The sequence below is a fragment of the Absicoccus intestinalis genome, from assembly GCF_033971885.1.
In the GTDB taxonomy this organism is placed as follows: domain Bacteria; phylum Bacillota_I; class Bacilli_A; order Erysipelotrichales; family Erysipelotrichaceae; genus Absicoccus; species Absicoccus intestinalis.
The window spans coordinates 21,285-44,195 of sequence record NZ_JALBUS010000018.1 but is presented as its reverse complement, the minus strand read 5'-3'; the positions used below and the strand labels follow the sequence as shown (position 1 = coordinate 44,195).

22 protein-coding genes are annotated in these 22,911 nt (G+C 36.9%); 4 read left to right on the top strand and 18 right to left on the bottom strand.

From position 1 onward, the window contains the following. Positions 1-272: 272 nt before the first annotated feature. From MOZ64_RS09910 to MOZ64_RS09885, 6 genes are all read right to left on the bottom strand, one after another. Positions 273-1,679, bottom strand: coding sequence for a PTS galactitol transporter subunit IIC (locus MOZ64_RS09910; protein WP_320326392.1), 1,407 nt, complete (start codon positions 1,677-1,679; stop codon positions 273-275). Positions 1,680-1,691: 12 nt separating this feature from the next. Continuing rightward, positions 1,692-2,348 (bottom strand): class II aldolase/adducin family protein, encoded by a 657-nt coding sequence (locus tag MOZ64_RS09905; RefSeq protein ID WP_320326391.1) that lies wholly within the window; start codon positions 2,346-2,348, stop codon positions 1,692-1,694. A gap of 12 nt (positions 2,349-2,360) precedes the next feature. After that, a complete protein-coding gene (locus MOZ64_RS09900) occupies positions 2,361-3,392 on the bottom strand; it encodes a 2-hydroxyacid dehydrogenase (RefSeq protein WP_320326390.1) in 1,032 nt (343 codons plus the stop codon). A gap of 17 nt (positions 3,393-3,409) precedes the next feature. Next, a complete protein-coding gene (locus tag MOZ64_RS09895; RefSeq protein WP_320326389.1) occupies positions 3,410-3,712 on the bottom strand; it encodes a PTS sugar transporter subunit IIB in 303 nt (100 codons plus the stop codon). Positions 3,713-3,961: 249 nt separating this feature from the next. Beyond that, positions 3,962-4,459, bottom strand: a complete 498-nt coding sequence (locus MOZ64_RS09890; protein ID WP_320326388.1) for a PTS sugar transporter subunit IIA — start codon at positions 4,457-4,459, stop codon at positions 3,962-3,964. 196 nt (positions 4,460-4,655) lie between these two features. Further along, positions 4,656-6,704 (bottom strand): BglG family transcription antiterminator, encoded by a 2,049-nt coding sequence (locus MOZ64_RS09885; RefSeq protein ID WP_320326387.1) that lies wholly within the window; start codon positions 6,702-6,704, stop codon positions 4,656-4,658. A 137-nt stretch (positions 6,705-6,841) separates the two neighbouring features. Here MOZ64_RS09885 and MOZ64_RS09880 point away from each other — a divergent pair, with 137 nt between their 5' ends. Further along, entirely contained in the window at positions 6,842-7,690 is an 849-nt protein-coding gene (locus MOZ64_RS09880; RefSeq protein WP_320326386.1) for an alpha/beta fold hydrolase, read from the top strand. A gap of 65 nt (positions 7,691-7,755) precedes the next feature. Here the strand turns inward: MOZ64_RS09880 and MOZ64_RS09875 are convergent, their stop codons facing one another. From MOZ64_RS09875 to MOZ64_RS09840, 8 genes are all read right to left on the bottom strand, one after another. Next, entirely contained in the window at positions 7,756-8,109 is a 354-nt protein-coding gene (locus tag MOZ64_RS09875) for a DUF1667 domain-containing protein (protein WP_320326385.1), read from the bottom strand. A 2-nt stretch (positions 8,110-8,111) separates the two neighbouring features. After that, the gene (locus tag MOZ64_RS09870; protein WP_320326384.1) at positions 8,112-9,380 is read right to left on the bottom strand and encodes an NAD(P)/FAD-dependent oxidoreductase; all 1,269 of its coding nucleotides are present in this window, start codon (positions 9,378-9,380) and stop codon (positions 8,112-8,114) included. Continuing rightward, positions 9,380-10,822 carry an NAD(P)/FAD-dependent oxidoreductase gene (locus tag MOZ64_RS09865; protein WP_320326383.1) on the bottom strand — a complete coding sequence of 481 codons (1,443 nt, stop codon included), beginning with the start codon at positions 10,820-10,822 and terminating at the stop codon, positions 9,380-9,382. Before MOZ64_RS09865 ends, MOZ64_RS09870 begins: the two co-directional genes overlap by 1 nt. 185 nt (positions 10,823-11,007) lie before the next feature. Beyond that, positions 11,008-11,817: an HAD-IIA family hydrolase gene (locus tag MOZ64_RS09860; protein WP_320326382.1), complete on the bottom strand. Its 810-nt coding sequence runs from the start codon at positions 11,815-11,817 to the stop codon at positions 11,008-11,010. A gap of 107 nt (positions 11,818-11,924) precedes the next feature. Continuing rightward, positions 11,925-12,497 carry a glycerol-3-phosphate responsive antiterminator gene (locus tag MOZ64_RS09855; protein WP_320326381.1) on the bottom strand — a complete coding sequence of 191 codons (573 nt, stop codon included), beginning with the start codon at positions 12,495-12,497 and terminating at the stop codon, positions 11,925-11,927. Between the two features lie 109 nt (positions 12,498-12,606). Further along, a complete protein-coding gene (locus tag MOZ64_RS09850) occupies positions 12,607-13,074 on the bottom strand; it encodes a heavy-metal-associated domain-containing protein (RefSeq protein WP_320326380.1) in 468 nt (155 codons plus the stop codon). Positions 13,075-13,076: 2 nt separating this feature from the next. Next, positions 13,077-15,842, bottom strand: coding sequence for a heavy metal translocating P-type ATPase (locus MOZ64_RS09845; protein ID WP_320326379.1), 2,766 nt, complete (start codon positions 15,840-15,842; stop codon positions 13,077-13,079). 12 nt (positions 15,843-15,854) lie between these two features. Further along, entirely contained in the window at positions 15,855-16,151 is a 297-nt protein-coding gene (locus MOZ64_RS09840; RefSeq protein ID WP_320326378.1) for a metal-sensing transcriptional repressor, read from the bottom strand. 420 nt (positions 16,152-16,571) lie between these two features. On the opposite strand from MOZ64_RS09840, the gene MOZ64_RS09835 reads away from it, so the two are divergent. Continuing rightward, positions 16,572-17,381, top strand: coding sequence for a hypothetical protein (locus MOZ64_RS09835; RefSeq protein ID WP_320326377.1), 810 nt, complete (start codon positions 16,572-16,574; stop codon positions 17,379-17,381). Between the two features lie 123 nt (positions 17,382-17,504). Here MOZ64_RS09835 and MOZ64_RS09830 read toward each other — a convergent pair whose 3' ends face one another. The 4 genes from MOZ64_RS09830 to MOZ64_RS09815 all read right to left on the bottom strand — a co-directional run bounded on the left by MOZ64_RS09830 (position 17,505) and on the right by MOZ64_RS09815 (position 21,246). Continuing rightward, positions 17,505-17,948 carry a hypothetical protein gene (locus tag MOZ64_RS09830; RefSeq protein ID WP_320326376.1) on the bottom strand — a complete coding sequence of 148 codons (444 nt, stop codon included), beginning with the start codon at positions 17,946-17,948 and terminating at the stop codon, positions 17,505-17,507. A 167-nt stretch (positions 17,949-18,115) separates the two neighbouring features. After that, positions 18,116-18,493, bottom strand: a complete 378-nt coding sequence (locus MOZ64_RS09825) for a hypothetical protein (RefSeq protein WP_320326375.1) — start codon at positions 18,491-18,493, stop codon at positions 18,116-18,118. 57 nt (positions 18,494-18,550) lie between these two features. Beyond that, positions 18,551-19,117 (bottom strand): HD domain-containing protein, encoded by a 567-nt coding sequence (locus tag MOZ64_RS09820; RefSeq protein WP_320326374.1) that lies wholly within the window; start codon positions 19,115-19,117, stop codon positions 18,551-18,553. Then, positions 19,114-21,246 carry a Tex family protein gene (locus MOZ64_RS09815; RefSeq protein WP_320326373.1) on the bottom strand — a complete coding sequence of 711 codons (2,133 nt, stop codon included), beginning with the start codon at positions 21,244-21,246 and terminating at the stop codon, positions 19,114-19,116. The genes MOZ64_RS09820 and MOZ64_RS09815 overlap by 4 nt, the downstream gene beginning before the upstream one ends. Positions 21,247-21,298: 52 nt before the next feature. Between MOZ64_RS09815 and MOZ64_RS09810 the strand changes: the two genes are divergently transcribed. Together MOZ64_RS09810 and MOZ64_RS09805 are read left to right on the top strand one after the other, a co-directional pair. Beyond that, complete coding sequence (locus MOZ64_RS09810) at positions 21,299-21,967, top strand: PrsW family glutamic-type intramembrane protease (protein ID WP_320326372.1); 669 nt, start codon at positions 21,299-21,301, stop codon at positions 21,965-21,967. 319 nt (positions 21,968-22,286) lie between these two features. Continuing rightward, on the top strand, positions 22,287-22,895 hold the full coding sequence (locus tag MOZ64_RS09805; protein ID WP_320326371.1) for an ECF transporter S component: 609 nt from the start codon (positions 22,287-22,289) through the stop codon (positions 22,893-22,895). Positions 22,896-22,911: the final 16 nt, after the last annotated feature.

Sequence of the window (22,911 nt, the reverse complement as noted above, 5' to 3'; positions counted from 1 at the left end):
ATAATTTAGACTCCAATCTAGAATTTTTTAAAGTTCTTGGAGCAGCTCCAAAAACTCTAATTGAATTCACTAAAATTATCGGAGATTTATTGATGAATTGGAATCCACTGTTTTATCTGACGCTTACGCAAAACTTTACTAAATTCATGATTGATGTGATAACAATTCTATGAATTGGTAAGAATTGGTGATTATTAACAAAAATGCCAATCATATCAAAAATCATGATCGGCATTTTTATTATATTCTAATTAATTCATTGAATTAGTCTTTTATTGCACATTCTTTTCTGCTTGAAGTTCTAAGTATTCATCAAATCGATTTGAATTTTTTCGATATACTACATACCAAATAGCATAGACAACAACAGTTAGCCCAATCCATAACGGATTTTTTGTTAAGAATGCAAGCATGACAAATCCAATCAAAGGTTTTCCTAGGATTACAAATGAGGTAATCATCGCTGATCCTGCAGGTACGGTATATCCTGCATGAACCGCAACTTCTGTAAATAGAGGAGCTGTATATGAGCACATCAATAATCCTAAACCAAAATAAATTGCACTGGTAATAAGTACCTTTGCCATATTTCCATTATGGATAGCAACTAAAACCTCCATTGCATATGGCAATGCAACTAAATCTACAACTGGTAATGTTTGATTACCCGGTAAGAAGAAAGCAATCAAAATAATAATTGGCATAATCAATAAGCCACATGTCAGTGTTGCGGGTTCTCCATATCCCACAGCATCATTAACAGCAATATACCAATTTTGGTCTGTTCTTTTTCCCATGACTTTTCGAGCAGCGTCAGTAATTGGTGCAAATGCTTGTGAAAAGAATCCAGTAATTTTTGGGAATATTGCCATTACAGCTGATGTAGCCACAGCTGCCACAAGAATCGAACCCCAAGCTTCCATGGTCCCTAATTTTGTAATATTTCCTAATAAGCCAATTAAGGCTCCCAACAAAAATCCAATTGTCATAGGTTCGCCTAAAAAACCAATTTTATTTTGTATAGAAGAAGGATTAAATTTTACCTTATTAAGGCCGATTAAGTTATAAATTGGATCCAAAATTGCACCAAATACACCAGATTCTACACTATGCATTGCGATAATCGTACAGTTTGGATATTGGTAGTAGGTGGACCATCTTTTTGCAAACATATCTGATACTAACAAACTATATAAGTTCAATAACACCATACATGCAATGCCAAGTGGATAACTTCCAGTTACGTAAATGACCATGGCACCCCAAACCATATAAGAGTAGTTATTCCATAAATCACTAGCTTGAAAGCATTTCGTCCACTTTACTAAAAATAGAATGGTTTGGATTAAAATACCTAATCCTAAGTAAATCATACCAGCACTAGTAGAAAAAGCTACTAAACTAGCTGCTTGCCAACCAACATCAAATACATTAAGCTTTACACCGGTAACATGTACCATTACATCGCCCATATTTTGGACCAATGGACTAATGATAGGTGTAAAAGATCCAAGCATTAAACTAATACCTTCTAATGAAACTGCTGCATATAAGCCCGACAAAAATGCTTTTTGAGGTTTCACTCGTAGAATCAATGCAATGATACCAATGATGATTGGAACAATAACCGGAGCCCCAAAATTATCAATCATTGATTTTAAAAATTCAAGTACTACCATTTTTAGTCCCTTCTATTTATTTTCTACTTGTCCGTAGTTTTGTTTCGTGTCTTCTAACATAAACTTAGCAATTTGATCATCTAATATATTCACATTACCCATCTGGAATGCGATAAATGCCACTTTTGCACCAGCTTCTAAGATAATCGCATCTTTTAAAGCAGTATCAATGTCGACATCTGCACAAATAGCACCATGATTTCCCATAAGGACAGCTTTATCATCACCTAATGTTTCAGCTGTAACATCTGCTAACTCCTGAGAACCCGGCAAGCAAAATTTCGCACATTTTACTTTTCCGCCCACTAAATCGGCAACTTCACTTGTAATGCACGGCATACCACCATCACGACATGCCCAAGCTGTACAATATGTAGAATGTGTATGGATGATTCCATTTACATCCTTTCTTTTTCTATAAATAGCTGTATGCATTGGAACTTCGACCGATGGTTTTCTCTCCCCATCAATAATGTTGCCATTAACATCTACAACAACTATATCCGATGGATGTAATGTTTCATATGGCATTCCGCTTGGAGTGATACATATATATCCAGTACTAGTATCACGTAAACTAAAATTACCAAATGTTAAAGGAATCAATTTTTCTTTCTGTATCGTTAATGCAACTTCTATTATCTTCTTTCTCTCTTGTTCTAATAACATTCGATTTGTCTCCTATCTAATCATATATTTAGTTTTTCCAGTCATTAACACTTCTCGAAGTTGTTCAATCATAATTTCAGGAGATCTTTCATAAGAATCAATTGTATCTCCTCCTCTATGATTTGTTAAAGTACAATTATCTAATTTCATGATTTCGTCGTCTGGATCCAATGGTTCTTTCGGAAAAACATCAATAGCTGCACCGCGAATCTTCTTTTCTTTCAACGCTTTTGTCAATGCTTTCATATCAACCAAAACTGCACGTGCTGTATTAATTAAATAGCTTTTCTCTGACATTAATTCCAATTCACGCTCTCCTATAATTGGAGGATCATTTGGACCTATTCTTCCGTGTAACGTCACAATATCGCATTTGGATAATAATTCTTCTTTTGATAGTGGAATACAACCTTTATTTTCTATAATTTTAGAATCTACAAATGGATCCGAAACGTATATTTCACAATGGAATGGTTTTAATAAATCCGCAACTAATTGACCAATTGTCCCAAATCCAATAATTCCGATTTTACAACTTCTGATTTCTTTAATTTCACCTGAATTCGGATATTTTTCTCTCCACACTCCATTTTTTAATGCAGTATCTGCTCTAGATATATTTCGCGATTCACATATCATCAATCCTAATGTCAGTTCTGCAACTCCATGTGCATTATGCATTGGACAATGAATAACCGTAATTCCCTTTTGTTTTGCAGCATCAATATCGATGTTTTCAACACCTCCGCGAGCCGAAATAATATATTTTAAATTTTTAGAATTGGCTATTAAATCACCATTAACAGGAGCCATGTGCATAAACAAAACATCTGTATCCATAATTGCATTTTGAATTTCACTAGGTAATTCGTATGCTCTACTTCCTTCTGTTTCAATTTTTCGAATCAATGATCTGGTTTTGACTCGATCTAAATCTTCTTTCCAGCTAAATCCTTCATAACTATCAAATAAGTCAGAGTTTTTTAATACTTTTGCAAATGCTTTTTCACTGACAAACATATCGCCAATTGCAACACACTTCATCAATTCAACCTCCGATCTTATTTACCCACAGATTTTAAAGCTTGTACCATATCATCAAAAAATTTGTCCTCGCCAATACCAGTGATACAGGCAAATGCGTTTACACATGGAATTCCATAATCTCCCTGTGGTAATGGACTTGTATGTGCAATGACATCAAATCTACCCGATTGGGCTAAATTCAAAGCTTCGGTAGGTTTAGCTTCTGTTGCACTTACTGAATATCCTCTTTCTCCCAATCGATCTTTTAGCTTAGATGCAACCATACTACTCGTCACTGTTCCTGAACCACAAATTGATAGAATATTTACTTGTTTCATTATTTAATTCCTCCATTTTCATTTTTACTAAAACCAAGCTCTGCACTTTGATGGATCCAATAAAGTGCTTTTTACCAAATTTCAATATTATTCACGCTTAATAAGTTATAATGAATGCGCTTTCATTATTCTATATAAATTGTATATTTATGTTTGATGTACTTAAAGTTCATTCCCTTTCAATAAATTTTGCAATATTTTCCACATTTGATTTCCCTTATCTTCCAATAATTAATCGCAATTTCAGTCTTATTTTTCACAATTATTAGAACTTCTATTTTCGATTGATAATTCTTTTTCTTTTATCAAATGGATTACTTGATCAGCATCTGTAGATTGATAAATCGCTTCAAGCAGATCTTTATCTTGAATGATTTCAATAATTCGTTGTAATTTCATAATGTGTTCTTTTGGATTTTTTATCGTTAACATCATTACTAGTTTCACATCAACAGGTACATCCAAGCTTCCCATCTGGATAAAACGGACTGGTTTTTTTAAGGTTAATAACGATTCTGTTTCGTGGATAACATGTGGAGGATCCGTATGTGGAATTGCAATCCCAAATCCTTTGACATTTAACCCCGTTGGATAGTCCTTTTCTCGGTCTTTTAATGCTTGAATATATGATTCTTTGCAGTATCCCTTTTCTACTAAAATACCTCCCATTTTTTCAAATACTTCATCTGATGAATTTGCATCAGACTGGAAAATAATTATGTCTTTATTCAAATCTTCCCAAATCATTTTTTTAGCCTTTCTACGATATGTGGTTTTTCATTTTACATGTTCATTTTATTTTGTTAAGCGCTTTCATTAAAGAGTAAAACTATTCATTTTTTTCTGAAATTTTTTGTACATTTAGAAATTCATCAATAAAAAAACTCCACATTATTGTTTTATTCAATTAACGTGAAGTCTTTTAATCATATTTTATGAACCATTACAACATTTGCTCATAGTCATGTAAGATACGCATCATTTCCGATACAGTTTTAGCATTTTCGATTGCTTTTAAGAATTCATTATTACGAAGTAAACCTAGAATATGAAACATTGGCTTTAAATGAGATTCTTTATCTTGAGTTGACAAGCAGCATACAAATTCAACTGGATCAAATAATTCGGATCCAAAGTTTATCGGTTTTGACAAACGAATCAAGTTCATTCCTAATTTTTGTCCTCGATTTGGAGTTTCATGCGGTAAGGCGAACCTTGGGCCAATCACTATATAAGGACCATTATTGTAAACATTTTGAATCATTTGTTCAATATATACATAATTAAAGTATCCTTCTTTTAATAATGGTTCAGCACTTTTTTTCACAGCATCTTCCCATGTCTCAGCTTTAACATTTATCTGAATATGCCCTCGCAATAAATTGTATAGTGCCAATTGATCATTCAGTTCTGGTGAAAATATATTTTGCAGATCCTTGACTACATTCAGATATATTTCATCTTTGTCCAAAGGACTTCTAGCAATCGAGTTTGCTATAATATTTTCTAGATGTAAAAAAGTTTGATCTTTCCCTTTATTTTTCTTCTTTACCTGTATAGAATCTATTTTTTCACCAAGCAAAATACAATCTTCATCATTCAAATAGGGGTGAAGCAATATAGTTTCACAACTATTTTTATCAATTGGTACAGTTGTAATAATTAAATCTATATCACTTAAATCATAAACATTGACTACATGATGTGGTATTACATCTACCACTTTAAAACGAAAGTATCTTTTTAATTTTATCAATAATAATTGCGCCGTGCTCTTGTTACTATCGCACACCAATAAAACATGTAACGAACTTTCTCTTTGTTTACTGCGCTCAATTGCAGCACAAATATGAATAGAAATATATGCAATTTCCTCTTCTGTTATTGGACGATGTATTACTTCTTCTAACATTGAAGAATTTCTTTTAACACTTTGCACAACATCTGAATGATCAATCACGATTTTTTGTAATAACTTATTATTATTTGTTGGGTTTAATAAGATATCCTTAAAAGTTGATTGAAGATGATCAACAAGATTCTGATAAAATTGAAAATCTTTCTGAATTTTCAGATTTAAATCTTTTGCAACAGCATTAATAAAATTATCTGCTGAAATCTGAATGCGTATTAATTGATCATCTATATCGTTTCGTCGTAAATAATTAAAATTATACAAAATATCACTCAACAAATATTCTTCTGTCAAAGAATATTCAAAATTTAATTTTTTTGATAATGTATTCAATATTTCTGAAGCTAACAATTGCATCGATGGATGTCTTAAGATGTAATCAATTTCTACATATCTATCTTTTCTCGATTCATCCAATAAAATTGTTATGTATGTTAATAATCCATTATAGGATTCATCCGTAAAAAATAATGAATCTTTTTTTTCAATGGACTGGATAATAGTTTGCACTATTTCTATCACTTCTTGTTGTTCTGCATCGCGTACACTTTCAAGTTGATTCGAATAAATCTTTGGAAATAAATTTAATAACAAGATTCTTCGATCACTTTCACGTCCTTTAACCAGTAAACCTTTTTTTGACGAAACCAACTTAAGATTAAAGTTCTGTAATACCTCTTTTACAACATTCATGTCATGTAATATTGTTGATCGAGATACGTATAGTGAATCCGCTAAGTTTTGCATTGTTAGCGGCTCATCTACTCGAGCTATCATATAAGAAATCACAAATGCTCGTTCTTCTCTAGATAACTTCATAGAATAATAATCTTGCTTTGAAATTATTCGTTCTACATCTTTAATAATATTATTCAGACAAATATTTCCATGTTCGTCATAGCTCAAAGGTTTACATCCTTGTTCTTTCAAGCAATTCGAAATATTATCCAAATCATATCTTAAAGTACGTTCAGAAACATCGAACTGTTTTGCTAACATGACTAATGTACAAGGTTGATTATATCTTTCGTGGTCAATCAATAGTTCTATGATTTCTAGGCTACGTTTATTTATCATCTAAAATTCTCCTATATATCCTATATTACCCATTAAAAAACAAAAGTGTAACTTTTTTCATCGTTTCATGCAAAATATTACTATTTTTTACATAAATAACATTCCATATAATTATTTTAGAAGGAGCACAATGCAATATGAATATTAAAAAATATAACCATAAAAAAAAGCCAGTTTTCATGTATATTCATGGAGAATGTTTATCTCCCTATAGCTTCAGTACCCAGGTTAAGGAACTAAAAAAAGACTTTGAAATTGTTTTACCATTTTTAGATGATACTTTCATCTCAATCCAACAAAGTGCAGAAGAAATTATCCAATATATTGATAATGAATATAATGGCCACATCGAAGTTCTAGCCGGTTTTAGTTTAGGCGGTCAAATCGTAGCTGAAATATTGAGCAGAAAAAATAATATCTGTGAATTTGCAATTATTGAAGGTGCTCTAATGTATCCTATAAAACTGCATAATTGGAGTGATATAATTGCTTCACATTTACCCATGCTTTCGCATAATGAGTTATTTAATTCATTTATGTATTATTCGAAATACAACGATGCAAAAGCAGAAAAAATATATTATCAGGTAATGCATCATTTAAACACTCAAACAGTATCCAATATGTATAAAGAACTATACAATTATACTATTCCAGCAACCATGAATGATATGTCTGGAAAACTTGCCATCTTAGTTGGTACCAGAGAAGGTAGAGAATATAGAAAAAGTGCAGATATTTTGCACAAACGAATGGATAATTCTGAAATTTTTATGTTAATGAAATATTGCCATGGCGGTCTAAGTTTAGATCATCCAGAAGAATATATTCGCTTTATTAAAAGCTGGGTTCAAGAAAAAGATAAACAATCTCGAATCCAATCTGAAAAGAAAAAGAAAGAACAAGAATTTGAATATATGCCTAATTGGAAACATTTATTAAATTTGTATAAATCAAAAAAAGAAAGTATGACTACTTGTAAATAAACTGAAAAAGGGAGCCATTTTCTGGCCCCCTTATAAAAAGGAGTATATTGAAATATGTATGTATATTAAGCTTGCGCTACATCTTTAGTAATCACAAGATCAGCTCCAGAACCACAAATGTTGGCTTCTACGACATCACCACGATGAACGGGTGCTTTCATTTCTACATGGTTCATTTCTTTCATAATATCAAACATCAATTCTTTGGGTACGTCATGATTGGTTTTGACACTGACACGAGCTTGGGTACCACCCACGATCTTTACACTACTGGTGATGACACGAGTGGGATGGGTACATTCTTTCTTGCCATAAACAGCACCTCTTGGACAACTATTTCCTGTTACTTTATAGTCATTTTCTTCATCGACTTTTAAATGACAGCCACGTGGACAGGTAATACAAATAAGCTCTTTCATTATTAGGCCTCCTCTACGGTTTCCACCGCTAATGTATTGTCAGCTAAGCGATCAACTAACACTTTTGGTAAAACAAGATTCTCCATTTCGGCAGGCACCATATGTTCCCGCTTAAATTGTGCCACTTGATTTCCTTGACCATCTTTGATCAAGATCTTTGCATCGTGCATCGGTGTTCTTACGCGGAATGAAATCTGTACTGATTTTTCAATCGCATCTTTACGAATCTTTTGTGGAACTAAAGCTCCCACATTAACGGCTTTTGTTTCCAATGTCGTTGCACTCTGTGCTTCACCATTCTTTACATATTGACCAGCTGCTTTTCCAGCCACTTCACTTTCGGCCGATACGAAATCAACCAAGTCATGGACATGGACTACATTACCGGCTGCAAAGATACCCGGAATGCTCGTTTCCATATTTTCATAAACGATAGGTCCACTTGTTCCTTTATCAATTTCAATACCTGCTGTTTTGGATAATTCGTTTTCTGGAATCAAACCAACACTCAACAACACAGTATCGACATCGAATTCAATTTCCGTTCCTGGAACTGGATTGCGATCTGGTCCCACTTCTTGAACGATGACCTTGTTGACACGACCATTCTTTCCTTGGATATCCGTAATGGTATGGGCTAAATAAAGAGGAATATCAAAATCATTCAAACATTGGACAATGTTACGATTCAAACCATTGGAATATGGCATCAATTCCACACAACCGACAACTTTAGCACCTTCCAAACTCATACGACGAGCCATGATCAAGCCAATATCGCCAGAACCAAGGATCAATACGCGTTTTCCTGGCATATAGCCTTCAATATTGACATAGCGTTGTGCAGCACCGGCTGTAAAAACACCCGCTGGACGATCCCCTGGAATGGCAATGGCCCCACGCGTTCTTTCTCGACAACCCATCGTTAACACAATAGCTTTTCCTTGAAGAACCATGTATCCATTTTCTTCATTTGTACAATAGACTCGTTTATCTGGAGTAACTTGAATAACCATTGTATCCAATAGATATTCAATATCGGTTTTCTTTACTTCATCAATATAACGTCCTGCATATTCAGGACCGGTTAATTCTTCTTTAAAATGATGCAAACCAAATCCATTATGAATACACTGATTTAAGATACCACCTAATTCTTTATCACGTTCAATGATCAAAACACTTTCTGCGCCATTTTGACGAGCTTGTAACGCAGCTGCTAAGCCGGCAGGCCCTCCACCAACGACAATTACATCATATTCTTTACGCATTATTGAAGACCTCCCTCTTTTGTATGTCCAAATAAAACTTGTGAACCCTTTTTATCTTTGACCACTTCTTCTTGTGGAATACCTAATTCTCGCGCAATGATTTCTTGCACTCTTGGTCCACAGAAACCGCCTTGGCAACGTCCCATACCCGCGTTGCAACGACGTTTGATACCATCAATAGAAACAGGAACGATTGGGCGATGCAACGCATCAATGATCTCACCTTCAGTAATGGTTTCACAACGACAAATGACGCGACCATAGGCTGGATGCTCTTTGATGAAAGCAACTCGTTGCTCATCACTCATTTCTTTAAATCGATATACTTTTCGAGTGGTTACAGGATTTTCTTTGGCTACTGTAAATAAGCCTTTGTCTTGCATCATTCTTGTTGTATCTAGCGCGATCGCATACGCACTAGACAATCCCGGAGATTGCATCGCGGCAATCTGATAGAATCCAGCAACTTGAGGATCTTCACCAATAATAAAGTCTCCATGATCTTTCCGACGAGCTCGTAAGCCGGCAAACGTACGAATATTTTCTCGGAAATTAATGGAAGGAACCGACTTCATCGAAGCCGCCTTTACTTCTGCCAATCCTTGTAAGGTCGTACTGAAATCACCATCAAAGGTTGGATTCGAGTTCGGACCTACGATCAAGTTACCATGGACGGTTGGACTGACCAACACGCCTTTTCCTGCTGCCGTTGGACATTGGAAAATTACATGATTGACCAATGTTCCTTGGCTTTTATCCAACAAGTAATACTCACCCTTGTTCGGAACAATTTCATAATCTGGCTTTTTCACCATGCCATAGACTTTATCACATTCTACACCCGCTGCATTGACAACCAATTTGGCTTCAAATGTATCCGTATCCGTTTTGACCACAAAATGATCATCTACCTTTTGGATAGCTTTTACTTCTTCATTTAATTTGACTTCCGCGCCATTTTTTACCGCTGTCTCCGCACAAGCAATCGCAATATCCCATGGATCCACAATACATGCAGTAGGCGCATATAAAGCAGCAACCGCATTATCCGCAATATTTGGTTCCATTTCATGTAATTCTTCTTTACCAATGATTCTTTGATCGGGAACACCATTTTTCACACCACGATCATATAGTGTTTGAAGCATAGGCTTCTCTTCTTCACTAAAGGCAACAACCAAAGAACCAATATTTTTGATACGAACATCAAGGTCCTTGCACAATTGCGGTGTAACCTTATTTCCCCATACATTATATTTTGCCATCAATGTGCCTTCCTTCGCATCATATCCAGCATGGATAATGGCACTATTCGCTTTGGTCGTACCATCGGCTACATCATTTTCTTTTTCCAGCAACAACACGCTTCCTTCATACTTACTGAGTTCAAATGCCAATGTCGTACCAGAAACGCCACCGCCAACAATGATTACATCATACATATTTCATACCCTTCTTTCTCAATCAAAAAAAGAGAGTATACGAAAAACAATTTCTTGTTTCATGTATACTCTCTGATCTCATACATTGATTTACTTTTTACAACGACATTATAATGGGCTATTTCCCATATGTCAACAGAATTCCCGTACAATCTTTTTCAAAAAATGACGAAAAATGATGCTCTTTACAATAAATCCGCTAAGACACCAATATTGTCTACGATGATATCGGGTTGATGTTTACTGCTTGGTACATCTTCAATCTTGGTTTCACCACTTAATACCAGGATGCTGACAACATCGGATCCATCAGCGACCGCAATATCGGTATACATCCGATCGCCAACAATCGCAATTTGTTCCGGTCTTAAGCCCGTTGCCTTCACGATATAATCCAGAGTTCGATGGCTTGGTTTCCCAAAGAATTCCGGATAGACCCCGGTACTGGATTCCACACATCGGGCGATACTGCCACAATCCGGAATAAATTCGCCGCCTTCAACCGGACAATTCAAATCAGGGTTGATACCGTAATAGGTCTTGCCATGGCGAACAAACGTACATAACTTTGATAGTTTGTCATAGGTCAATGTGGTATCGAACCCAAGAATCACCACATCAGGATCTTGATCATCCAGTGTCCATCCGGCTTTCTCAAAAGCTCGCAACAAAGCCGGTGTTCCCACTACATATAATTTCGCTTTCGGATGATGTGCATCCAGATATTCCAAGATCACATCGGTCGAGACCATCATCTGTTCGGGTGTGATATCAATTCCCATTTTTCCCAATTTTGTTGTATAGGCATCCAAATCCTTGGATGAATTATTCGTAAAGAAATAATAATTACGACCTGTATCTTCCACTTTATCTAAGAATTTATGTGTATAAGGGAATAAATCATTTCCTAGATAGATGGTTCCATCCATATCCAAAATGAAAGTCTTGATTTCTTTCATCTTTTCTTGGATCTCTTTTAAATCGGTCATTGCCATAAGCAGTTCCTCCAATATTTATTTATTTTTCCAAATTGATTATATAAAGCATTATATTTTGTTGTCAATGATATTTTTATTGCTTTTTATTTTATTTTGTAAAAGTATTACATATCCCATATATCTTGACGAGTGGTCGATACCGCAATGGCACCATTGCGTAATGAATTGATCACATCTTCTTTGACTGTGACCAAACCACCACACATGACCGGAACGGTTGAATGTTTTGTGATATAACGAATGATCTTTGGCTGTAAGACACCCGGTAAGATTTCGATTGCATCTGGCTGTATACGTGTATGCGACTGTTTGATGATATTTTGTAAAGCCATGCTATCGAGCACAAAATATCGATGGATCGTATACAACCCAATCTTTTTGCCATATTGGATCAAATTCAATTTGGTTGTGATGATTCCATCGGCATGTGCCACATTTTTAATATAATCCAATACCGAATCATCATTGGATAAACCATCGATCAAATCCACATGTACAATGGCCAAACGACCACTCAATTTGATCCGCTCCACTAATTTTGGTAAAGAACAAATATTCCCATGTAAAATAAAGATAATGCCTACTTCGGTACGTAATGCAGCTTCCAAGCCAGCCTCATCTTTAATAGCAGCAACAATTGGATTATCTTCAAGTACTTCTATAAAATGTCTGTCCATAAAATTTCACACCTCATAGACATTGTATCATGACTGTTTTCGTTAAAAAAATAGCCTTATGATTCTGTTTCATATTCTAAAAAAGTTGCCAGCTAAGGCAACTCTACAATTATTCTAGATGATATCCCGCTGCAATGATTGCTTCTACGGCTTTGCTGAATGTTGGTTTGTTGGCATTAAAGCTAACTGTCTTTGTATCCAGATCGACTTGTACATTGGATGTACCCTCTACATTTTTTACTGCTTCGGTGATGGTTGATACACAATGTTCGCACATCATATCTGGTACTTGTAAAAAATGCTTCTGGTCTTGGCCTTGCCAACCGACTGGTTCATATCCAGCATCACTGACGGCTTGTTTCAATTCGACCAAACTGGTTCCTTCTGCCATTTGGATCGCAGCGGTTCCCTTTGTGATATCCACATTTGCTTCTTTGACACCAGGTACACGAACCAAGGCATGGTGAACCGTTGCAGCACAATGGTTACAAGCCATTCCCTCGATCAACATGGTTTTTTTCACTAATTTTTCATTCGTTTCTTCTGTATTCTTTTTCTTTTTACCAAACAATCCCATAATTATGCCTCCTTGATTGTATATCCTGCCTTTTCAACCGCTGTTTTTAAAGCATCCATTTTCACATCTTTTTCCATAGTAACTTCTGCTTGTGCCTTATCGAGATCAACATGTACATGATTGACACCAACTACCGATGTCAATGCATCATTCACTCGTTTTACACAATGTTCACACATCATTCCTTCGATTGGCAATACAACGGTTTCTGTTGAACGCTCGATCGATACAGGTTCATATCCAGCTTCGGTGATCACTGTATTTAATTCCTTGTCAGTCACTGTATCATCCACTTTAAATGCAGCTTTGTTGGCTTCGACATCCACACAAACATGAGATACCCCCGAAACACTTTCTAAAGCTTGGGTAACTCTAGCTTTACAATGATCACACATCATACCATTGATTCTCATTGTAACGGGTTGTCCATGTGGTTCATTCACAATCGGTTCAACCTCTGCTTGGATTGGTTTTGGTGCTTCTTCTTTGGCAACGACCTTTTCCTTAAAGAAACGCAATCGCCATGCATTTGTACATACACAAACGGAACTCAATGACATAGCCAACGCACCAAACATTGGACTCATGGTCCATCCGGCAATGCCCATTGCCATAGGAATACAAATCACATTATAGAAGAAGGCCCAAAATAAGTTTTGATGCACATTGCGAATCGTTGCCTGGGAAAGATCAATAGCCGTATTGACATCCAATAGGCTATTCTTCATTAAGATCACATCGGCAGAATCCACCGCAATGTCTGTACCTGCACCAATCGCAATTCCCACATCTGCACGAACCAAAGCTGGAGCATCGTTGATGCCATCACCAACCATAGCCACAAAACGACCTTGATCATGTAACGCACGTACTTTTGCTTCTTTATCTTGTGGTAAGACATCACTGATAACTTCATCGACACCCAAACGTTTTGCCACGGCTTGTGCTGTTTGTTTCTTGTCACCCGTTAACATCACCACATGAATACCTTTTTCTTGAAAGGCTTGAATCGCTTGTAAAGATGTCGTACGAACGGTATCCGCTACCGCTAAGATACCTAAAACGACATTATCATCAGCAACGATCATAGGTGTCTTGCCTTCATTGGCGAATGCCGATAAAGTTTCTGTCACTTTTTCATCAAAAGCAATCTGTTCTTCTTTCATAAAAGCAACATTGCCAATTCGATACGACTTTCCTTGAATCGTTCCCTTTACGCCTCGACCGGTCACATTCACAAAATTTGTCACCGTATCCAAAGATAATCCTTTTTCTTTGGCCGCTTGTACAATGGCTTGTCCCAAAGGATGCATGGATCCATTTTCAATGGAAGCACTCAATTGTAACAAGGCCTCATCTTTCCGATGGGAGAAGTTTTTCAGATCTTGTAACGTAGGCTTGCCTTCCGTGATCGTACCTGTCTTATCCAAAACAATCGTATCGATGTTATGTAGATTTTCTAAACTGACGGCCGATTTCAACAAGATGCCATAACGAGCTGCTTTTTCGGTACCCACCATGATTGCCATTGGCGTGGCCAAACCCAAGGCACAAGGACAACTAATGACCAATACACTGATGCCATTATTGAGTGCATGTTGGAAATCACGCGAATAGATCATCCACCCAACAAAGGTCAAAAGGGCAATACCCATGACCACAGGTACAAAGATACCCGCTACTTTATCCGCAATACGCGCAATTGGCGCTTTGGACGTACCCGCTTCATCAACCAATCGCACAATTTGAGCCAATGTCGTATCATCACCCACTCGGTTGGCACGAAATTGAAACGTACCATTTTCATTGATGGTAGCCGAGATGACATCATCCCCCACTTGTTTTTCCACTGGAATACTTTCTCCAGTGATGGCACTTTGATTCAAATAACCAACACCTTGAATGATCGTACCGTCCACTGGTACTCGTTGTCCTGGTTTTACAACAACGATATCGCCTGCCACAATGGAATCACTCGCCACTTCTACTTCTTGTCCATTTCGAAGCACAATGGCATTTTTGGGTGTCAGATCCATTAATTTGCCTAACGCATCCCCCGTTTTTGCTTTGGATTTCGATTCCAAATATTTACCAATTGAAACCAACGTTAAGATCATTGCGGAAGAATCAAAATATAAGGCATGTCGAGCTTGTTCCACCAACATCCTTTGGCCATGTCCAAAACCATATGCCATGATAAACGTCATAGCCAAGGCATAGACATAACTCGCACTCGAACCCAACGCCACCAATGTATCCATATTGGGTGCTTTTCGAATCAATCCTTTAAATCCATCCATATAAAAATGTCTTTGAATAAAGATGACATAGGTTGCCAATAAGGCCTGGATGATCGTTGTGATCATGGCATTTTTGGGACCCGATAAAATATTTGGCATTGGCAAATGCAACATTTCGCCCATCGCAATATACATCAAAACGATCATCAATACGATGGATTGGATCAACCGTTTTTTAGCCGCTTGACTCTGTGCTTCCACACGTGCTTGACGCGCTTCCCAATCCGACTTCATTGAAGACTTGCCTACTTCTTTTTGCACCTTTGGACTGGCTCCATACCCAATATGTGCAACCGCATCACAAATCTGTTTTTCATTGACCGCCGATTCATCATATTCCACATTCATCCGATTGGCCAATAAAGAAACATCAACAGTTTGTACACCATCCAACTTGGCAACCGCCTTGGTGACATTGGCTTGACAAGCTGCACAACTCATCCCAGTTACATCAAATATCTCTTTCATTCCATCACTTCCTTATTTTAAACGCTTCACCAAATTCATGACCTCATCCATGATTTCGGTATTTCCTTCTTTTATGTCTTCCGTCACACACGTTTCCAAATGTTCCTGAAGAATCGTGTATCCAAAGGATTGGAGTGCTTTTTCGACGGCAGCAATCTGAATCAATACATCACCGCAATATCGGTTATCCTCTAACATCGATTCAATCCCATTTAATTGACCCACGATTCGATGAATCCGGTTTTTTAATTGTTTTAGATTCGCTTCCGAACGTGGTACATGTTTATGTTTTGGTTCACAACAAGTCATCTTTTTACCTCCTGTGCACGCTTATATTATACCCTGTGGGGGTATATGTCAAACAAAACACCATAAAAAAAGATCAGAAGTTAACAACGTGTAACTTCTAATCCATTTGTTTATGAACGAAGAGAAGAACAACGATACATAAATAGTCATAGCCATAAATCGTTGTTTACGAGCTTACCTTACGGATGTCTCAATTCAATCACTTATCTTCTCTTCAATGAAATTATATCCCTTCTAAACAAGCTATAGAATCTTTCAATTTTATAAAAAATACAAAAGCATTCACAAGTTTATATTAAAAAAAGGAGTGCCATTCAATTTTATTGATTCTAATATGTTTAATTTTTCTTTTGTAAAAGTATTGGCATTGTTATAATAGGGTTAATAAGAGCAGAGAGAGAAAGGGAGGTTTTACGTTCTATGTTCAAGAAATTTTTTACATTATTTATTTCTGCATTTTTACTAGTATCCGTTGTTGCTTGTAGTAACACATCTTCACAATCCAAAAAAAAGGAATATGTAAGTAAAGATGAAATCAGCAATGTTTTTGAAGATCCGGATTCATACAGTGGTAAATATATCAAATTATCTGGAAAAATATTTAATGTGAAGAAAAAAGACGGAGGATTAAATGGTTACCAAATTTGTTACGATATCAAAAATAACAATCAAGATTTTTTTGTATCCTTGAAAAGCACTCCAAAATTCAATAATGATGATTATGTTACAGTTGACGGAATGATCAATGGTACTCTTGAAGCAGAAAATAATTTAGGTAATAAAATTACTATGCCAGAAATATCTTCTGCTAAAGTCAAAAAAAGTAGTTATATGGATTTAGTTGTTCCTGCTAAAAAAACAATCTCACCAAATGCTAGCCAAGAAATTAACGGTATTAAGTTGACAATTGATAAAATTGAATATGCTGAAGAAGAAACACGTGTATACGTCACTGTGGTAAACAACAGTGGAGATACTTTTGATTTGAATAATTATGATATCAAGCTAACAATGAATGGAACTCAAATTGAGCAGGATAACAGTAGTTTATCACAGTACGAAGGAGACTATCCGCAATTATCCTATGAAATTCTGAATGGTATTACTAATTCTGGAATTTTAGTATTTCCTAAAATGGATCAAAATAATTTTACTTTATTAGCAGATGGATATACTGATGCCAATTTTGATGAAATTAATTTTGAAATCCAAGTGAATGTTGAACAATAAAAATAAATAATAAAAAAGCAGTTGTAATGGAATGATCAAGTATCTATTCGTTACAACTTTTTTTACGGTTATCCGAAATTTTGATATTCGGTTATTCCCCCATTTATATCTACTCTTCGAACTTTATAAAAAATACAACAACATGGCGATGTAGGCACATGTCTTTGGTACCATCAACATGCCAATCATCGGATGTTTATGCGACTCTATTGTAACGGGTAAGTAACAACCAAAGGAAATCAAGATGGATACCACCATGTACCAATTGGATACTTTCGCAAATACATAAACAACCAATAAACCGGTAATGAGGAATATACCATTTCGAAGTAAAGACAATTTCATTGGTGCATCGGGTTGTCCCCATTGGTTTTTGGGCAACAAACAAATCACGATACGTAAAATGGCTGTGATCCAGATCAAAACAAGGATCCAATGGGAAACCGACAAAGCATAGGTTTCTTGCCATATATAATACAAAAGAATATAGAAAACAGTCATGGTGATCGATGAGATCTGTAAACCTCGATTCATTCTTTGTTTCACAGTATCATCCGGTGTTTTCAATAAGCTTTGCATCCTGGGAAGCAAATGAAACGCATCCCCGAAACATAGGACCCAAGCCCAAATGGCACACAATATTTGACCACGACACAAGAATAATGCACCCGCAAGGAGCGCAAAACATAAATAGGCACCATCAAACAGCACTTCAAACTTTTGTGGTTTTATTTTTATCCCTCATCCTTTATGGCCGGCTTTTGATCATTGACCGTACGAATCGCTGCATAATGCGTATGCGATAAATATTCAAACGCTACGCTATCTCCTTTTTTCAAGCCATTGGTATCCCCACGATATAGAACACCACCTACTTTAAAATCCGTTCCCGTCACAGATTGTATGGTACCTGTTTTTACTTTATAGTTTTGAGAAAAAACTTGTGGCATATCGAATATATAATTGTGCATAAAAATAACTTCCAAAACCAATGCACATCCAAAAACAATGGGATAGACACGTTTGGCTTTTCGAAAGAAAATCAATAAAAGCAACAATCCCACAAATACGATCAAATAAATGGTCAAATACAACATATATCGATGTAACATACGTAATCCCCCCTAACTGTTCATATGAACAATCCAATTTACTTCATAAACATGGATTTATTCCGATTGACTGGTTTCAATTTTTTTTGTGGTCCATTGATCAATGCAAGCTTTGAGATCCTTTAAATACGCAGAAAACTGAACTTCCTTTTGACCATAGGTATATTGCAGATCATATTCTAAAGGCAACCATGTATCAATGGAACTTTCATTATGACTGATCACCGCTTCTAAGCGATCCAATGCTTTATACAGTTTGGCTTCCACGCTTTGTTGCGCTTCCATTTCGCTGATCAGATCCTGAAACATCTGCTTTTCTTTTTTTGGAAATGTATCGATCCAAGCTTGATAGCGATTTTTTTCCGTTTGTCTCTGATCATTCGTTTTCTGAAAGGTAGGAATATCCCCAGTAAAAGCCTCACCAAGATCATGAATCAAACACATACGAATGACTCGATCCATATCACAAGCCAACTCATCTTCCAAAAGCAGGGCCATCAAGGCCATCCGCCAACTATGTTCAGCCACACTTTCTTGTCGACCCGTTTCGAAGAAACAATGTCTCGTCGTCTCTTTTAAACGACCTGCTACCTGGAGGATCGCAATCAATTCTTCGGGTTTCATCGTGGTTGCACCAAAGAAAGTTGTACTTTGCCTTTTTCTTCGTCGATCCGATAGACCCACACCGTCACAATATCACCAACCGCAACCACTTCACTGGGATGATGGATACGATGATTGGCCATCTTAGAAATATGGATCAAACCATCTTCATGCAGACCAATATCCACAAAAGCGCCAAAATCAACGACATTGCGCACGACCCCTTCCAATTGATCGCCTACATGAAGGTCTTCCATGGTCAATACGTCTTTCTTTAAGATGGGGCCGGTACTATTTTCTCGATAATCACGCAAGGGTTGCTGAATCGCATCACAAATATCTCGCAGCGTATAATCGTCACCTTTTAAAGAAGCGTTTGCCTTTTCTATGACTTCTTTAGCTTTAGGTGTACCCATATCGGATGTTGTCAATTTCAATTGCTTCAACAATTGACGAGCCAAATCATAGGATTCCGGATGGATGCTGGTACGATCCAATGGTTCCTTGCCATCTTCGATTCGTAAAAAACCTGCACTTTGTTCAAATGATTTCGGACCAATCTTCGGAATTTTTTTGATTTGATCTCGACTGTTGATCTTTCCATTTTCTTCGCGATACGAAACGATGCTTTCAGCCATGGCATGGGATAAACCCGACACATTTTCTAATAACGATACACTGGCCGTATTGATGTTCACGCCCACTCGATTGACGGCTTTTTCAACGACAAAATGCAGACGCTCCTTCAATTCTTTTTGTGGCAAATCATGTTGATACTGACCAACCCCAATGGATTGTGGATCAATTTTGATCAATTCCGATAATGGATCCAACAAACGCCGCGCAATGGAAATGGCACTTCGCTGTTCCACATGCAGATCTGGAAATTCTTCGATGGCCAATTTGGAAGCACTATATACACTCGCCCCCGCTTCCGAAACGATCGAATACACCACGGGCAAATGATATTCTTTGATGACATTGGCCACAAACGCTTCACTTTCTCTAGAAGCTGTGCCATTGCCAATGGCCACGATATCGACATGATAATTCGTACATAATTGCACAAACTTTCGCTTGGCTTCGGATAGTTTTTGATTGGGTTTGTGAGGATAGATCACATCAACACACAAAGCTTTTCCTGAAGCATCAATGATGGCCAATTTACAACCTGTACGAAAAGCTGGATCAAACCCCATGATGGTCTTATCTTTTAACGGAGCCTGAAGCAATAGCTTTTCTAAATTCATCGAAAACACATCCATGGAACTGGTTTGTGCTTTTTCACTCAATTGTGAACGAACCAACCGCTCCAGGGATGGAAGTGTCAATCGTTTTAAACTATCTTGAATGGCTTGTTCTATATATATAGCACAAGGATTATGCGGATAGCGTACAAAATGACGATTCGCCCAATTTTGGATATAGTCTTCGTTACAAGTCACGTGCACCGTGATGACTTTTTCTTTTTCCGCTCGATTGATTGCCATGATCTGATGATTGGCGATGCGATCGATCCGACTTGAAAAATCATAATACATACGATAGACCTTCTTCTCATCTTCGGCATCTTTTTTCATTTGCGTTTCGATTCGACCATATTTCATCATGGAAGTAAAAATGGTATCGCGAAGCGCACGATCTTCACTGAATTGTTGCGCCAAGATATCCATAGCTCCCTGCAAAGCCGTTTGCCGATCTGGTATTTCCTCATTCAGATACGCATCAATTTCTTGTTCCTGCCAGTCTTTCGGACAAGCTAAAATACGTTGGGCCAATGGTTGTAAACCACGTGAAATCGCTATGCCTGCCCGCGTTTTTTTCTTTTGTTTATAAGGACGATAAATTTCTTCAAGCTCAGCTAGTTTGGTACAAGCCAAGACGGAAGCCTTGATTTCCGGACTCAATGAGCCCACCGTCTCGATCCGATGCAAAACTTCTTCTTTCCGCTTTTCCACATTTTGACGATAGGTATATTGTTCTTCGATGACACGAATTTGTTCCTCATCCAAGTTTCCCGTTCTTTCTTTACGGTATCGCGCAATAAAGGGAACCGTACTGCCTTCTTCCAACAAGGACAAGACGGCTTCCACTTGTTTGGGTTGAATATCCAATTGAGAAGCAATCGCCTCGATAATTTTTATATCCATATTCTATTCTCCATTTTCTGCACTTTATTATATAATAAATCCAGGTGATTTTATGTTTTTATTTTATGGCCCAAGAATCCTATTATTTGCCGCTGTCGTGCCTGCCATCTTCTTATTGATCAAAGTCTATCAACTGGATCGCATGGAACGAGAACCTCTTGACTTGATCATCCAATTGGTTGTGTATGGCATGGTAGCGACCGCCTTGGCAGCATTGATCGAAGATGTACTCATGAATCAGGCAACTTCAAAATTCATTGCCTATTTTGGTGTAGTTGGTTGTACCGAAGAAGGCTTAAAATATCTCTTTGTGAATCGGGGTACATGGAAATCGCGCGAATTCAATTGCATGTTTGATGGCATTGTTTATTGTATTTCCGTTTCTTTAGGCTTTGCCCTGATGGAAAACATTCTCTATGTCTTCAATTATGGCTTGAATGTGGCATTTGTACGCGCTCTGACCGCCATTCCCGGACATGCTTGTTTCGGCATCTTCATGGGGGTTTGGTACGGCATGGCAAAGAAAGCCGAAGGCCGCGCCCAATATGCGCAAGCCACGCTTTATCGAATTCTAGCCTTCCTTGTTCCTGTATTGATTCATGGAACTTATGATTATCTGGCTACATCCGATAATTACTGGTTCTTCTTATTTATCATTCTTTTATTCTTCATCAGTTATCGTTTGGTCATTCATCAATCGCAAAACGATCAATATATTTAAGTCCGATGGCAATCAGCCATCGTTTTTTTTAGCCTTTAAGTTATAAAAATTATTTATATATAGAAGATATCCAATCTGTTTTTTTCGTTTTTGATAAAAAATTTATTTATATGTATAATTTTTGACTATAATTCCATTAAAAAACTACTATATCCAAACAATTGACGAAGTCCCAATCAATGATTAAGATGAGAACCATACTAGAAAGGAGCACTCAATTAAATGATCTTTAACTATCGTCATGCGACCAATTGTTGGATGTGTTGTTGTTCCATACAAACAAATAAATAAATAGAAAAAATAGAAAGAGAGAAATACTATGTCAACCACAAACACAATTCAACGTCAAACGAATACATCTGCCTTTTCAACCTATGCCCTACTTTTAATTCCTGTTGGTGTAGCCATCAACTTTATTGGCGGCCAACTCAATGACCTATTAAAACTCCCCCTTTATTTAGATACGATTGGTACCTTATTATCAGCCATCTTAGCCGGTCCCATTGTCGGCCTTACGACCGGGGTCTTGACCAATATTGTGGCTGGTATCATCAATCCAGTCAATTTTGCCTTTATTCCCGTTAACTTAGTTGTCGGCTTGATTGCAGGTTACTTATCCAAAAAAGACTTCTTTTTAACACCATTGAAAATCGCTATCTCGATTGTCATCATTACTTTGGTTTCCATTATCGTTTCCGCTCCCATTCTTGTATTTGCTTTTGGTGGCCTGACCGGAAATGGAGCCAGTGTCATTGCTTCGGTCTTATTGGCTTCTGGCCAAAATATTTGGACTGCCGTGATTGGTACCAATGGTGTATTTAACTTTTTGGATCGCATTCTTTCCATCTTGGTAGTCTTTGCGATCATTCGTGTATTGCCAAAGAAAACACTGATTCAATTCCAGCTTGGCGAAAAATATATCAAATAGAAAAGGAGAGGATTTT

Excerpts from the sequence above, each read along its gene's own strand:
- MOZ64_RS09910 (WP_320326392.1), bottom strand. The coding sequence starts at position 1,679 with ATGGTAGTACTTGAATTTTTAAAATCAATGATTGATAATTTTGGGGCT.
- MOZ64_RS09905 (WP_320326391.1), bottom strand. The coding sequence starts at position 2,348 with ATGTTATTAGAACAAGAGAGAAAGAAGATAATAGAAGTTGCATTAACG.
- MOZ64_RS09900 (WP_320326390.1), bottom strand. The coding sequence starts at position 3,392 with ATGAAGTGTGTTGCAATTGGCGATATGTTTGTCAGTGAAAAAGCATTT.
- MOZ64_RS09895 (WP_320326389.1), bottom strand. The coding sequence starts at position 3,712 with ATGAAACAAGTAAATATTCTATCAATTTGTGGTTCAGGAACAGTGACG.
- MOZ64_RS09890 (WP_320326388.1), bottom strand. The coding sequence starts at position 4,459 with ATGATTTGGGAAGATTTGAATAAAGACATAATTATTTTCCAGTCTGAT.
- MOZ64_RS09885 (WP_320326387.1), bottom strand. The coding sequence starts at position 6,704 with ATGATAAATAAACGTAGCCTAGAAATCATAGAACTATTGATTGACCAC.
- MOZ64_RS09880 (WP_320326386.1), top strand. The coding sequence starts at position 6,842 with ATGAATATTAAAAAATATAACCATAAAAAAAAGCCAGTTTTCATGTAT.
- MOZ64_RS09875 (WP_320326385.1), bottom strand. The coding sequence starts at position 8,109 with ATGAAAGAGCTTATTTGTATTACCTGTCCACGTGGCTGTCATTTAAAA.
- MOZ64_RS09870 (WP_320326384.1), bottom strand. The coding sequence starts at position 9,380 with ATGCGTAAAGAATATGATGTAATTGTCGTTGGTGGAGGGCCTGCCGGC.
- MOZ64_RS09865 (WP_320326383.1), bottom strand. The coding sequence starts at position 10,822 with ATGTATGATGTAATCATTGTTGGCGGTGGCGTTTCTGGTACGACATTG.
- MOZ64_RS09860 (WP_320326382.1), bottom strand. The coding sequence starts at position 11,817 with ATGGCAATGACCGATTTAAAAGAGATCCAAGAAAAGATGAAAGAAATC.
- MOZ64_RS09855 (WP_320326381.1), bottom strand. The coding sequence starts at position 12,497 with ATGGACAGACATTTTATAGAAGTACTTGAAGATAATCCAATTGTTGCT.
- MOZ64_RS09850 (WP_320326380.1), bottom strand. The coding sequence starts at position 13,074 with ATGGGATTGTTTGGTAAAAAGAAAAAGAATACAGAAGAAACGAATGAA.
- MOZ64_RS09845 (WP_320326379.1), bottom strand. The coding sequence starts at position 15,842 with ATGAAAGAGATATTTGATGTAACTGGGATGAGTTGTGCAGCTTGTCAA.
- MOZ64_RS09840 (WP_320326378.1), bottom strand. The coding sequence starts at position 16,151 with ATGACTTGTTGTGAACCAAAACATAAACATGTACCACGTTCGGAAGCG.
- MOZ64_RS09835 (WP_320326377.1), top strand. The coding sequence starts at position 16,572 with ATGTTCAAGAAATTTTTTACATTATTTATTTCTGCATTTTTACTAGTA.
- MOZ64_RS09825 (WP_320326375.1), bottom strand. The coding sequence starts at position 18,493 with ATGTTACATCGATATATGTTGTATTTGACCATTTATTTGATCGTATTT.
- MOZ64_RS09820 (WP_320326374.1), bottom strand. The coding sequence starts at position 19,117 with ATGAAACCCGAAGAATTGATTGCGATCCTCCAGGTAGCAGGTCGTTTA.
- MOZ64_RS09815 (WP_320326373.1), bottom strand. The coding sequence starts at position 21,246 with ATGGATATAAAAATTATCGAGGCGATTGCTTCTCAATTGGATATTCAA.
- MOZ64_RS09810 (WP_320326372.1), top strand. The coding sequence starts at position 21,299 with ATGTTTTTATTTTATGGCCCAAGAATCCTATTATTTGCCGCTGTCGTG.
- MOZ64_RS09805 (WP_320326371.1), top strand. The coding sequence starts at position 22,287 with ATGTCAACCACAAACACAATTCAACGTCAAACGAATACATCTGCCTTT.